Below are 12,426 nucleotides of genomic sequence, written 5' to 3'. Positions count from 1 at the left end.
GATCGGCACTTTTCCAGGCCTTTTGAAAGAGGGTGGGGCAACCGGTCACGCGGCAATCAACCGCACGGCCCGGCGCGCCATTCAGGACTATGCTTTCTAGCATTCGTTGATCTGGATCAATCGTTGCTTTTGCAACGGCTGGCCGACGACGTGGCCCTCTGGGCCGGAATCCCTGCGATCGAACAGAACAATTCCAACACGCCGCACTCGATAACCGTGGGGGCAGTGGGCGACGGGGCCAGCGGCCCGGACGCCGGATTATCTGAAGAGGAAGCACCATGTTCGGAATAGAGGCCCTAGAGCTCGCCCGAATGCAGTTTGCCTTTACCGTTTCGTTCCACATCCTGTTCCCGGCCATCACCATCGGCCTGGCCAGCTACCTGGCAGTCCTTGAAGGCCTCTGGTTGCGGACCGACAAGCAGGTCTACCGTGACCTCTACCATTTCTGGTCGAAGATCTTTGCCGTCAACTTCGGCATGGGCGTGGTTTCCGGGCTGGTCATGGCCTACCAGTTCGGCACCAACTGGAGCCGCTTCTCCGACTTTGCCGGTGCCATCACCGGCCCCTTGCTCACCTACGAGGTACTGACCGCATTCTTCCTCGAGGCAGGCTTCCTCGGCGTCATGTTGTTCGGCTGGAACCGCGTCGGCCGCGGCCTGCATTTCTTTTCCACGGTGATGGTAGCGCTCGGTACGCTGGTCTCGACCTTCTGGATTCTCGCCTCCAACAGCTGGATGCAAACCCCGCAGGGTCACGAGATCATCGATGGCCGGGTGGTGCCGGTGGACTGGCTGGCGGTGGTGTTCAACCCTTCGTTCCCCTACCGCCTGATGCATATGGCCACCGCCGCGTTCGTTGCCACGGCGTTCTTCGTCGGTGCCTCGGCGGCCTGGCACCTGCTGCGCGGGCGTGACAACCCGGCGGTGCGCAAGATGCTGTCGATGGCCATGTGGATGGCGCTGATCGTGGCGCCGATCCAGGCAGTGATCGGTGACTTCCACGGCCTCAACACGCTCAAGCACCAGCCGGTGAAGATCGCCGCGATCGAAGGCCACTGGGAGAACGTGCCCGGCGAGCCGACCCCGCTGATCCTGTTCGGCATTCCTGACATGCAGGCCGAGACCACCCGCTTCAAGCTCGAAATCCCGGCGCTCGGCAGCCTGATCCTGACCCACAGCCTGGACAAGCAAGTGCCGGCGATGAAGGAGTTCCCGGCGGAAGACCGGCCCAACTCGACCATCGTTTTCTGGTCGTTCCGGATCATGGTCGGGCTGGGGCTGTTGATGATTTTCGTTGGCCTGTGGAGCCTCTGGCTGCGCAAGCGCGGCACGCTCTATACCTCGCGCCCGTTCCTGCACCTGGCCTTGTGGATGGGCCCGTCCGGGCTGATCGCCTTGCTGGCCGGCTGGTTCACCACCGAAATCGGCCGCCAGCCGTGGGTGGTGTACGGCCTGATGCGTACGGCGGACGGTGTGTCCAACCACAGCTACGCCCAGCTCGGCTTCACCCTGGTGGCCTTCGTGGTGGTGTATTTCGCCCTGTTCGGTACCGGCCTTGGCTACATGATGCGCCTGGTGCGCAAAGGCCCGCAGACCGGCGAAGGTGATGAGCACAGCAGTGGTGGCCCCGGCACCAAACGCACGCCGGCGCGGCCGCTGTCCGCCGCCGATGATGGCCGTGAGGCCAACTCCGCCAGCCTGAGCAAGGAAATCTGAGCCATGGGTATCGACCTTTCGCTGATCTGGGCCGTGATCATCATCTTCGGCGTGATGATGTACGTGGTGATGGATGGTTTCGACCTGGGAATCGGCATGCTCTTCCCGTTCGTCAAGGGCGAGCGTGACCGCGATGTGATGATGAACACCGTCGCCCCCGTCTGGGACGGTAACGAAACCTGGCTGGTCCTCGGTGGTGCCGGGCTGTTCGGCGCGTTCCCGATGGCCTACTCGGTGGTGCTGGAGGCGCTGTACCTGCCGTTGATCCTGATGCTGATCGGCCTGATCTTCCGCGGCGTGGCCTTCGAGTTCCGCTTCAAGGCCAAGGACGACAAGCGCCATATCTGGGACAAGGCGTTCATCTGGGGCTCGCTGGTGGCCACTTTCTTCCAGGGCGTGGCCCTGGGCGCGTTCCTGGAGGGCTTCAAGGTGGTCGACCGGCATTTCGCCGGTGGTACGCTCGACTGGCTCACCCCGTTCAGCCTGTTCTGCGGCCTGGGGCTGATCGTTGCCTACACCCTGTTGGGCTGCACCTGGCTGATCATGAAGACCGAAGGGGCGCTGCAGCAGAAGATGCACGACATTGCCCGCCCTCTGGCGCTGGTGTTGTTGGCGGTGATCGGCATTGTCAGCCTGTGGACACCAATCGCCTACCCGCAAATCGCCGACCGCTGGTTCAGCATGCCTAACCTGGTCTGGTTCATGCCGGTGCCGATCCTGGTGCTGGTTACCTTCTACGGCTTGCTCAAGGCGGTGGCGCGCAATGCCCACTACACGCCGTTCCTGCTCACCCTGGTGCTGATATTCCTCGGCTACAGCGGCCTGGGCATCAGCCTGTGGCCGAACATCATCCCGCCGTCGATCTCGATCTGGGATGCTGCGGCGCCGCCGCAGAGCCAGGGCTTCATGCTGGTGGGCACCCTGTTCATCCTGCCGTTCATCCTCATGTACACCTTCTGGAGCTATTACGTGTTCCGCGGCAAGGTTACTCACGAAGACGGCTATCACTAGGAGGGCCGCATGATGGCCGGCAAGCATGGCTTGGAAGAGAAAAAGCCCCTGTGGCAGCGGCTGGGCTGGCTGTTGCTGATCTGGGCGATGAGCGTGGCAGCGCTGGGTGTGGCGGCCTGGGTCATGCGCCTGTTCATGGGGGCAGCGGGGTTGACCACCCATTGAACCAATGGGGGCGCTGTGCGCCCCTTTCGCGACACAAGGCCGTTCCTGCAGAGATGCGCGACTATCTGAATGATCGCGATTCCCTGGAGGAGCGGCCTTGTGTCGCGATGGGCTGCAAAGCAGCCCCAAACGCCTACTTACGGGCCTTCAGGATGACGAACTTGGGCGTAGCTGCCACCTGCTCCACGCCCCGGAACAACCGCGCCAGCTTGCTGTGATAACCCAGGTGCCGGTTGCCCACGATATACAGCGCCCCGCCCACCACCAATGCCTCACGCGCCTGCTGGAACATGCGCCAGGCAAGGAAATCGCCCACTACCTGCTGCTGGTGGAACGGCGGGTTGCAGAGCACCACGTCCAGCGATTGTTTTGCTACCCCGGCCAAGCCGTCGGCTGCTTCGAACCGCGCCGGGCGCTCGCCCAGCGCGGCCTGCCAGTTTTCCCGCGCCGACTGCACTGCCATGTACGACTCGTCAACCAGCGTGTACTCGGCCTCGGGGTTGGCCAGGGCGCTGGCAATCGCCAGCACACCGTTGCCGCAACCCAGGTCCGCCACGCGGGCACGGCCGAGGTCGCGTGGCAGGTGCGGCAGGAAGGCGCGGGTGCCTATGTCCAGGCCTTCACGGCAGAACACGTTGGCGTGGTTGACCAGTTCCAGTGCCGGCGCGTCGAGGTGGTAGCGGCTGGGGTAGGGCGAACGCGCGGCAGGCCGGGTGGCCACTGTCGCGGTCAGCAAGCGGGCCTTCTTCTGCGCCAGCGAGGCCTGCACCGGGCCGATGTATTTCTCCATCAGGTCACCGGCAGCCCTGGGCAGATGCTTGATCATCGCCCCGGCAATCACCTGTGCCCCGGGCGCCAGGTGGCCTTGCAGGCGGATCAGTTGCTCTTCGAGCAGGGCCAGGGTCTTGGGCACCCGCAGCAGCACTCGATCGAACGCGCCTTGCCAGTGTTCGCTGGCCGGTACGAAGGGCACGCTGTCGAACGGCAGGCCATTGCGTGCCAGGTTTTTCTCCAGGGCCAGGTGCGCCAGGTGCGAGTCGCCACTACTGACCACGTGCAGCTTGCCTGCCAGGCTGGCAGCCAGGGCACCGAAGCTGTCATTGAGCACCAGCACCCGGCAATCGGCCGCTGGGGCCTGTTCATGCAACTGCACAAGCAGGTATTCGTCCGCGGCATCGAAAGCCTGCAAGGGGTCGTTGGCCTGTTCCGGCTGGCGGATCAGGTCGAGTTCGGCGTATGGGGTGGTCAACAGGGGCATGGCGTCTGGCTCGGGAACGAATCTGCCCGTTGCGGTTCGCCCCGGGCTTTGCCGGGCGATTCTACAGGGCTTTGCCGGAGGTCGCAGGTTTGCCGGTCAGATCCAGCCGCGCAGGGCGGCAATGGCGATGGCGCCGGCCTTGTTGGCGGCGTTGGTCTTGGTGATCACGCTGCGGATATGGAAATTCACCGTGCTTTGCGACAGTGACAGGATGCAGGCGACGTCGGCAGCAGTCTTGCCGGCGGCTGACCATTTCAGTACTTCCAGCTCCCGCTCGCTCATCTTCGGCTGCTGCGGGCACAGTGCATTCAGGTGGTGTTCGCCAAGCACCGCATGCAGGGTGTGGCACAGCCACTGGACACTACCGGCCTTGCCATACAGTTCGGCCGTGTCGATGCTACCGGTGGGCCTGGCCACGCTGATCTGGCTCTCATTGTGCTGCAAGTCGTGCAGTGACTGTGTCCAGCCATGGCGCAGGCCATACTGGCAGGCCGTTTCACGAAACTGCGGGGCCTCGCAGTACAGTTCCTCGGTCCAGAGCACGGGCATGGTCGAGTTGTGGCTCGCGTTGGCAGCGGGGTCCTGCCTATACAACTCGTCGTGCTGGTACCGCTCGATCCACTTGTTCGGGTAATTGCTGTACAGGTACAGCCGCGGCGTTTGTGTAGCGACCTGGATGCGAATGTTCAGCCCGAGGTATTCCATGCCCAGGTTCTGAGCCAGGTGCACAGCGATATCGAATAGCTTCCTGGGGCTGCGCTCACAGACAAATGCTTGAAGATGTTCGGGTTTCCAGTGATGCCTCTGAAACACTCCCTTCGATGCCGTATCCAATCCGTTTGAGCACCCGATTGATTGTAGGAAAAGACCTAGCGAAGCGTTGGGATTTTTTTGTTATAGCGAGCAGGATTTTCCGTAACTTCGTCATCATCGTGCTTGATGAGGCCCTACAAAGCAGTGGTTTTTATCCGCGCCACTTTGCGCGACACTGTGCACACGCCAAACCTGGAGCCCGATATGACCGCTAGCGCCGAAAAATTCACCCGCCAGACCCTGCTCGATGTTCAGCCGCTCACGCCGAACCTCTTCAGCCTGCGGGTTACGCGCGATGCGGGGTTTCGCTTCCGTTCCGGCCAGTTCGCCCGCCTGGGCGTGACCAAGGCTGATGGCAGTGTGGTCTGGCGCGCCTATTCGATGGTCAGTGCCCCCCATGACGAGTACCTCGATTTCTTCTCCATCGTGGTACCAGGGGGCGAATTCACCAGCGAGCTGAGCCGGCTGGAGGCGGGCGATAGCTTGTTGATCGACCGCCAGGCCTTCGGTTTCCTCACTCTCGACCGCTTCGTCGGTGGCCGCGACTTGTGGTTGCTGGCCACCGGTACCGGCATTGCGCCGTTCATGTCGATCCTGCAGGACTTCGAGGCCTGGGAGCGTTTCGACAACATCAAGCTGGTGTACTCGGTGCGCGAAGCGAAAGAGCTGGCCTATGTTGAAGAAATCGCCGGGCTGGAGCAGCGCGACTACCTGGCCGAATTCGCCGGCAAATTGCAGTTCATTCCGGTAGTGACCCGCGAGCAGCACCCGGGGGCCTTGAATGCACGCATCACCACGCTGATCGAAAATGGCGAGTTGGAGAAGGCGGCGGGGCTGGAGCTGTCAGCGGAACATTCTCGGGTAATGCTATGTGGTAACCCGGAGATGGTCGACGAAACCCGCAAGGTGCTGAAGGCGCGGGACTTGCAGCTGAGCCTGAGCAAGCGGCCGGGGCAGGTGGCGGTGGAAGCCTACTGGTAAGGCGATTGGGGCTGCAAGGCAGCCCCCGGCGATCTCAGGGCAGGCGGTTCTGGTTCTGCGCCTTGAGCAGATCGCGAATTTCGGTCAGCAGGGTCTCTTCGGCACTCGGTACTGGTGGTGCAGTCGGCGCCACGGCCTCTTCACGCTTGAGCCGGTTGATTGCCTTCACCCCCATGAAGATGGCAAACGCCACGATCAGGAAGTCGATGACGGTCTGGATGAACTTGCCATAGGCCAGTACCACAGCCGGTGCATCACCTTCGGCAGCCTTCAGGGTAATGGCCAGGTCGCTGAAGTCGACGCCACCGATCAACAGGCCTAGTGGCGGCATGACCACGTCACCAACGAAGGACGAGACGATCTTGCCGAAGGCTGCGCCGATGATGATACCGACCGCCATGTCGACGACATTGCCTTTGACCGCGAAGGCCTTGAACTCACTGATCATGCCCATGTCTGGTTCCTTGTAACAAAAGGTAAGGTATACGCAGTGTAAGCCACTCGAACGCTTCATGCGTTATGTTCAGGGCTTGCGACTGCGGTTAGAACGAATAGTTTTGTCGCATCTCGAGGCGTTCGAGACACGTCCAGCTCGGCTATCATGGCGGTTTTTTCCAGGAGACCCCAGCCATGGCCAAGGCCAAGCGCTTGTATGGCTGCACCGAGTGCGGTGCGACCTTCCCCAAATGGGCCGGCCAGTGTGGCGAATGCGGGGCCTGGAACACCCTGGTCGAAACCATGATCGAAAGCGCCGGTGCCGCCGCGCCCGGCAACGGCCGCACCGGCTGGGCCGGGCAGCAGGCGCAGATCAAGACCCTGGCCGAAGTCAGCGTCGAGGAAATCCCGCGTTTCACCACCAGCAGTACCGAACTGGACCGCGTGCTGGGCGGGGGGCTGGTGGATGGCTCGGTGGTGCTGATCGGTGGCGACCCCGGTATCGGCAAGTCGACCATCCTGTTGCAGACCTTGTGCAACATCGCCGTAGGCATGCCGGCACTGTACGTGACCGGCGAGGAATCGCAGCAGCAGGTGGCAATGCGCTCGCGGCGCCTGGGCCTGCCGCAGGACCAGCTCAAGGTGATGACCGAAACCTGCATCGAAACCATCATCGCCACGGCGCGCCAGGAAAAGCCGCGGGTGATGGTCATCGACTCGATCCAGACCATTTTTACCGAGCAGCTGCAATCGGCACCTGGCGGCGTGGCCCAGGTACGCGAAAGTACGGCGTTGCTGGTGCGCTATGCCAAGCAGAGTGGTACGGCAATCTTCCTGGTCGGCCACGTGACCAAGGAAGGCTCGCTGGCGGGCCCACGGGTTCTCGAGCACATGGTTGACACCGTGCTGTATTTCGAAGGCGAGTCCGATGGTCGCCTGCGCCTGCTGCGGGCGGTGAAGAACCGCTTCGGTGCTGTCAACGAACTGGGCGTGTTCGGCATGACCGACCGCGGCCTGAAAGAAGTATCCAACCCGTCGGCGATCTTCCTCAACCGCGCCCAGGAAGAAGTACCGGGTAGCGTGGTGATGGCGACCTGGGAGGGCACCCGGCCGATGCTGGTGGAAGTGCAGGCGCTGGTCGACGACAGCCACTTGGCCAACCCACGGCGGGTGACCCTGGGCCTGGACCAGAACCGCCTGGCCATGTTGCTGGCGGTGTTGCACCGGCATGGTGGCATCCCAACCCATGACCAGGACGTGTTCCTCAACGTGGTGGGCGGGGTGAAGGTGCTGGAAACCGCCTCCGACCTGGCGTTGCTGGCGGCGGTGATGTCGAGCCTGCGCAACCGGCCACTGGCCCATGGCTTGCTGGTGTTTGGCGAGATCGGCCTGTCCGGCGAAGTGCGGCCGGTGCCCAGTGGCCAGGAACGCTTGAAGGAAGCGGCCAAGCATGGCTTCAAGCGGGCCATCGTGCCCAAGGGCAACGCGCCGAAAGAGGCCCCGGCGGGGCTGCAGGTGATCGCCGTTACCCGGCTGGAGCAGGCCCTGGATGCGCTGTTCGAGTAACCCGTAGCCGGTCCTGCCGACAGGGCTGGGGCAAGCAGACAAAAAAGGGGCCGACGATGCGCATCGGCCCCCCACCTCACCGCTCAGTCAACGGTCAATGTTCGGCGACCGGCGTGCGCCTGACCGTCTCATTGCCATGCTCATCCAGTTCCAGCATCGGCACTTCATTACCCTCGGCATCGAACAGCTTGCCATCCTTGAAGTAGTCGCCATCACGCAGCGCTGAAATGTCCGAGTACTGGATGGTGCGCTCGTAGGCTGCCGCGAACACCGACTGGTTTTCCGAGTTGCCGGCGGTGAAGTGGTTGAAGATCAGGTTCAGCAGGATGGCCATGATTGCCGCCGAGCTGATGCCGGAGTGGAAAATGGTCTCGAACCAGTTCGGGAAGTGGTGGTAGAAGGTCGGTGCGGCAATCGGGATCATGCCAAAGCCCAGCGACGCGGCGACGATGATCAGGTTGACGTTGTTCTTGTAGTTGACCTTGGACAGGGTGCGGATACCGCTGGCGGCCACGGTGCCGAACAGCACGATGCCGGCGCCCCCTAGTACCGGCGTCGGCACGGCAGCAATCACCCGGCCCATGATCGGCAGCAGGCCGAGCACCACCAGGATCACGCCACCGGTGGCCACCACGTAGCGGCTCTTGACCCCGGTCACCGCCACCAGGCCCACGTTCTGGGCGAACGCGCTCTGGGTGAACGAGCCGAAGATCGGCGCCAGGATACTCGACGCCATGTCGGCGCGCAGGCCGTTGCCCAGGCGCTTGGAGTCGACCTTGGTGTCGATGATCTCACCTACGGCGAGGATGTCGGCCGAGGTTTCCACCAGGGTCACCATGATCACGATGCACATCGACAGGATCGCGGCAATGTGGAATTCCGGCATGCCGAAGTGGAACGGCGTGGGGAAGGCGAACACCGGGCCCTCGGTGACCTTGCTGAAGTCGGTCATGCCCAGTGCCCAGGCAATCAGGGTGCCGACCACCATCGCCAGCAGGATCGACAGGCGCGAGATGGTCGCACTGCCGAGCTTGCTCAGCAGCAGCACGATGGCGAAGGTCAGCGCTGCCAGGCCGATGTTGGCCACGCTGCCGAACTCTGGCGAGGCGCTATTGCCGCCCATCACCCAGCGGGCGGCCACCGGCATCAGGGTCAGGCCGATGGTGGTGATGACGATACCGGTTACCAGCGGCGGAAAGAACTTGGTAATGCGCGAGAACACCGGGGTGATGAGAAAGCCGATCAGCGACGCGGCCATGACTGCGCCGAGTACGCCTGGCAGGCCACCGCCGCCTTCGCTGCTGAGGATCGCCCCCATGGTCGCCACGCCAGCGAACGACACGCCCTGCACCAGCGGTAGCTGGCAACCGAAGAATGGCAGGCCCAGTGTCTGCAGCAGGGTGGCCAGGCCACCGGCAAACAGCGAAGCGGCGATCAGCATGCCGATTTCGGCGCCGTTCAGGCCCGCGGCCTGCCCCAGGATCAGGGGTACCGCGACGATCCCCCCATACATGGTCAGCACATGCTGCAGACCATAGGCCAGGTTGGCCCCAAGGCCGAGGTTTTCGTCCTCGGGGCGCTTGGCGGGAGACGTGCTAGGGGACGTAGTCATGGAGCAGGCTCTCTGTTTATTGTTGTGTCGCTACTGTAGACATTTCCGACAAATGAATGCCACAAGAATTGTATACAATTTTTTGATCCGAGCGCGCACACGGGCGCTGGCGCTAGGCACCAGAACCCGATGCAGGAGGCGTACCATGTTGGAAAAGGCTGGGTTAGAGAGGTGTGTACAATACGTCGCGACCCAGGCTTAAAGCTGTCTGGGTAGACAGGAAACACAAGATGCGGATTTTCTTAGCTTGCTAAGAGATCCCATTATTCGATCAGTTCACGCAGTTCGCGCATCATTTCGGTGCTGTCGGCGAGGTTCAGTTCCACAAGACGGTGCAAGTGGGACATCGACTCGACATCGATGTACAGGCAGATGAAGCCCAGGCGGGTGGGCTCCTCATGGCGCAGTTCCACCTGCATCTGCACGCGCACATCGCGGTCCAGGTGGATGACTGCATCGAAGTCCTGGGTAAGGTCGGCATCCCACGGCTCGGGGCGCTTGACCAGCAGGCCCTTCAGCGACACATCCAGCAGTTTTACCGGCCAGCGGCGGTCGCCCTGGCGCAGTTCGGTGGGGGCATCGAAGTCGATGCGGCGGAAGCGCCGACGCTCGTCGTGATCGCTCATGGGAAGGCCCTCGGATGACATCCTGACTATAGTTAGTTTGATCTGTGCATCAGGTACCGCAATCTGGCCGCAGAGGCTCTAGGCCAAAGCAAGTGTGGCAATGCGCGATGACACGCCCTAGACTCGATGGGCGGTCTTTTCCAATCCACCAGCTGGAAGCAAACCATGAACAACAATAATAGCCTGCTACGCCACATTCCGTGGCTGGCGCTGGCAGTCATAGGAGCCTGCGCGCTGGGTGTGGTCGCCCTGCGTCGCGGCGAGGCGATCAATGCCTTGTGGATCGTGGTCGCGGCAGTGGCCATCTACCTGGTCGCCTATCGTTACTACAGCCTGTTCATCGCCACCAAGGTGATGCAACTCGATCCGCGCCGTGCCACCCCGGCGGTGCTCAACAACGACGGCCTGGACTACGTCCCGACCAACAAACACATCCTCTTCGGTCACCACTTCGCCGCTATCGCCGGTGCAGGCCCGTTGGTCGGGCCGGTACTCGCCGCGCAGATGGGTTACCTGCCCGGCACGCTGTGGCTGATCGCCGGCGTGGTGCTGGCCGGTGCGGTGCAGGACTTCATGGTCCTGTTCCTGTCTACCCGCCGCAACGGCCGCTCGCTGGGCGACATGGTGCGCGAGGAGATGGGCCGCATTCCCGGCACCATCGCCCTGTTCGGCTGCTTCCTGATCATGATCATCATCCTTGCGGTGCTGGCGCTGATCGTGGTCAAGGCCCTGGCCGAGAGCCCATGGGGCATGTTCACGGTGATGGCGACCATCCCGATCGCGATGTTCATGGGCGTCTACATGCGCTACATCCGCCCGGGCCGCATCGGCGAAATCTCGGTGGTCGGCGTGGTCCTGCTGCTGGCCTCGATCTGGCTGGGGGGCCAGATTGCCGCAGATCCGGTGTGGGGCCCGGCGTTCACCTTCACTGGCGTGCAGATCACCTGGATGCTGGTGGGCTACGGCTTCGTCGCCGCCGTGCTGCCGGTATGGCTGGTGCTGGCGCCGCGTGACTACCTGTCGACCTTCCTCAAGATCGGCACCATCGTCGGCCTGGCCATCGGTATCCTGATCATCGCGCCCGAGCTGAAAATGCCGGCGCTGACCCAGTTCACCGACGGTACCGGGCCGGTGTGGAAGGGCACCCTGTTCCCGTTCCTGTTCATCACCATTGCCTGTGGTGCGGTGTCCGGCTTCCACGCGCTGATCTCTTCGGGGACCACGCCCAAGCTGCTCGACAACGAAACCAACGCCCGCTACATCGGCTATGGCGGCATGCTGATGGAATCGTTCGTCGCCATCATGGCCATGGTCGCTGCCTCGGTGATCGAGCCAGGCGTGTACTTCGGCATGAACAGCCCGGCCGCCGTGGTCGGTGCCGACGTGGCTTCGGTGGCGCAAACGGTCAGCAGCTGGGGCTTCCTGATCACCCCGGAACAGCTCGAGGCCACCGCCCGCGACATCGGCGAGCACACTATCCTGGCGCGTGCCGGTGGTGCACCGACCCTGGCGGTGGGGATCGCGCAGATCCTGCACCAGGTGCTGCCGGGTGAGAACACCATGGCCTTCTGGTACCACTTCGCGATCCTGTTCGAGGCGCTGTTCATCCTCACCGCGGTCGACGCCGGTACCCGTGCCGGGCGCTTCATGCTGCAAGACCTGCTGGGCAGCTTCGTGCCGGCGCTCAAGCGCACCGAGTCGTGGACTGCCAACCTGATCGGCACCGCCGGCTGCGTGGCGCTGTGGGGCTACCTGCTGTACCAGGGGGTGATCGACCCGCTGGGTGGCATCAACACGCTGTGGCCGCTGTTCGGTATCTCCAACCAGATGCTGGCCGGTATCGCCCTGATGCTCGGCACCGTGGTGCTGATCAAGATGAAGCGCCAGCGCTATGTCTGGGTCACGCTGCTGCCAGCCGTGTGGCTGCTGATCTGCACCACTACCGCAGGCCTGATCAAGCTGTTCGACCCGAACCCGGCGGTGGGCTTCCTGGCCCTGGCCAAGAAGTACAGCACCGCGCTGGAAGCCGGCCAGGTACTGGCCCCGGCCAAGGATATCGGGCAGATGCAGCACGTGATCTTCAACGCCTACACCAACGCCGGCCTGACCGTGCTGTTCCTGGTGGTGGTGTTCAGTGTGCTGTTCTTTGCCGTCAAGGTCGGTTTCGCCGCCCTCGGCCGCAAGGAGCGTACCGACAAGGAAACCCCGTTCCAGGCCCTGCCTGACGCTTGAGAGGACTGCTGC

11 protein-coding genes are annotated in these 12,426 nt (G+C 62.9%); 6 read left to right on the top strand and 5 right to left on the bottom strand.

Annotated features, from left to right (window positions below; translation table 11 throughout):
- The first annotated feature begins 278 nt into the window (after positions 1-278).
- From ACJA3S_RS21805 to ACJA3S_RS21795, 3 genes are read left to right on the top strand one after another with little or no spacing between them, the layout of a single operon-like run.
- Positions 279-1,715 carry a cytochrome ubiquinol oxidase subunit I gene (locus tag ACJA3S_RS21805; RefSeq protein ID WP_406819966.1) on the top strand — a complete coding sequence of 479 codons (1,437 nt, stop codon included), beginning with the start codon at positions 279-281 and terminating at the stop codon, positions 1,713-1,715.
- A gap of 3 nt (positions 1,716-1,718) precedes the next feature.
- Positions 1,719-2,726: a cytochrome d ubiquinol oxidase subunit II gene (gene cydB / locus ACJA3S_RS21800; RefSeq protein WP_170032629.1), complete on the top strand. Its 1,008-nt coding sequence runs from the start codon at positions 1,719-1,721 to the stop codon at positions 2,724-2,726.
- A 9-nt stretch (positions 2,727-2,735) separates the two neighbouring features.
- The gene (locus tag ACJA3S_RS21795) at positions 2,736-2,891 is read left to right on the top strand and encodes a DUF2474 domain-containing protein (protein ID WP_186685460.1); all 156 of its coding nucleotides are present in this window, start codon (positions 2,736-2,738) and stop codon (positions 2,889-2,891) included.
- A gap of 133 nt (positions 2,892-3,024) precedes the next feature.
- Here ACJA3S_RS21795 and ACJA3S_RS21790 read toward each other — a convergent pair whose 3' ends face one another.
- Together ACJA3S_RS21790 and ACJA3S_RS21785 are read right to left on the bottom strand one after the other, a co-directional pair.
- Complete coding sequence (locus tag ACJA3S_RS21790) at positions 3,025-4,149, bottom strand: methyltransferase (RefSeq protein ID WP_406819965.1); 1,125 nt, start codon at positions 4,147-4,149, stop codon at positions 3,025-3,027.
- Between the two features lie 96 nt (positions 4,150-4,245).
- Positions 4,246-4,962, bottom strand: a complete 717-nt coding sequence (locus tag ACJA3S_RS21785) for an autoinducer binding domain-containing protein (RefSeq protein WP_406819964.1) — start codon at positions 4,960-4,962, stop codon at positions 4,246-4,248.
- Between the two features lie 204 nt (positions 4,963-5,166).
- Between ACJA3S_RS21785 and ACJA3S_RS21780 the strand changes: the two genes are divergently transcribed.
- A complete protein-coding gene (locus ACJA3S_RS21780) occupies positions 5,167-5,943 on the top strand; it encodes a ferredoxin--NADP reductase (RefSeq protein WP_406819963.1) in 777 nt (258 codons plus the stop codon).
- Positions 5,944-5,977: 34 nt separating this feature from the next.
- On the opposite strand, the gene mscL is transcribed toward ACJA3S_RS21780, so the two are convergent.
- Entirely contained in the window at positions 5,978-6,397 is a 420-nt protein-coding gene (mscL, locus tag ACJA3S_RS21775) for a large-conductance mechanosensitive channel protein MscL (protein ID WP_289130874.1), read from the bottom strand.
- Between the two features lie 176 nt (positions 6,398-6,573).
- Here mscL and radA point away from each other — a divergent pair, with 176 nt between their 5' ends.
- The gene (gene radA, locus ACJA3S_RS21770) at positions 6,574-7,944 is read left to right on the top strand and encodes a DNA repair protein RadA (protein WP_225779254.1); all 1,371 of its coding nucleotides are present in this window, start codon (positions 6,574-6,576) and stop codon (positions 7,942-7,944) included.
- Positions 7,945-8,038: 94 nt separating this feature from the next.
- Here radA and ACJA3S_RS21765 read toward each other — a convergent pair whose 3' ends face one another.
- Positions 8,039-9,556, bottom strand: a complete 1,518-nt coding sequence (locus ACJA3S_RS21765) for a nucleobase:cation symporter-2 family protein (RefSeq protein WP_170032618.1) — start codon at positions 9,554-9,556, stop codon at positions 8,039-8,041.
- Positions 9,557-9,819: 263 nt separating this feature from the next.
- Complete coding sequence (locus ACJA3S_RS21760) at positions 9,820-10,182, bottom strand: PilZ domain-containing protein (RefSeq protein ID WP_170032616.1); 363 nt, start codon at positions 10,180-10,182, stop codon at positions 9,820-9,822.
- Positions 10,183-10,347: 165 nt separating this feature from the next.
- Here ACJA3S_RS21760 and ACJA3S_RS21755 point away from each other — a divergent pair, with 165 nt between their 5' ends.
- Complete coding sequence (locus ACJA3S_RS21755) at positions 10,348-12,414, top strand: carbon starvation CstA family protein (protein ID WP_406819962.1); 2,067 nt, start codon at positions 10,348-10,350, stop codon at positions 12,412-12,414.
- Positions 12,415-12,426 lie beyond the last annotated feature (12 nt).

It is taken from the genome of Pseudomonas sp. KnCO4 (genome assembly GCF_045344305.1).
Lineage (GTDB): Bacteria > Pseudomonadota > Gammaproteobacteria > Pseudomonadales > Pseudomonadaceae > Aquipseudomonas > Aquipseudomonas anuradhapurensis.
This window is presented reverse-complemented; position numbering and strand designations above follow the sequence as displayed.

Coding starts and splice junctions, on each gene's coding strand:
- ACJA3S_RS21795 (WP_186685460.1), top strand. CDS start 2,736: ATGATGGCCGGCAAGCATGGCTTGGAAGAGAAAAAGCCCCTGTGGCAG.
- ACJA3S_RS21765 (WP_170032618.1), bottom strand. CDS start 9,556: ATGACTACGTCCCCTAGCACGTCTCCCGCCAAGCGCCCCGAGGACGAA.
- ACJA3S_RS21780 (WP_406819963.1), top strand. CDS start 5,167: ATGACCGCTAGCGCCGAAAAATTCACCCGCCAGACCCTGCTCGATGTT.
- ACJA3S_RS21790 (WP_406819965.1), bottom strand. CDS start 4,149: ATGCCCCTGTTGACCACCCCATACGCCGAACTCGACCTGATCCGCCAG.
- radA (WP_225779254.1), top strand. CDS start 6,574: ATGGCCAAGGCCAAGCGCTTGTATGGCTGCACCGAGTGCGGTGCGACC.
- cydB (WP_170032629.1), top strand. CDS start 1,719: ATGGGTATCGACCTTTCGCTGATCTGGGCCGTGATCATCATCTTCGGC.
- mscL (WP_289130874.1), bottom strand. CDS start 6,397: ATGGGCATGATCAGTGAGTTCAAGGCCTTCGCGGTCAAAGGCAATGTC.
- ACJA3S_RS21755 (WP_406819962.1), top strand. CDS start 10,348: ATGAACAACAATAATAGCCTGCTACGCCACATTCCGTGGCTGGCGCTG.
- ACJA3S_RS21805 (WP_406819966.1), top strand. CDS start 279: ATGTTCGGAATAGAGGCCCTAGAGCTCGCCCGAATGCAGTTTGCCTTT.
- ACJA3S_RS21760 (WP_170032616.1), bottom strand. CDS start 10,182: ATGAGCGATCACGACGAGCGTCGGCGCTTCCGCCGCATCGACTTCGAT.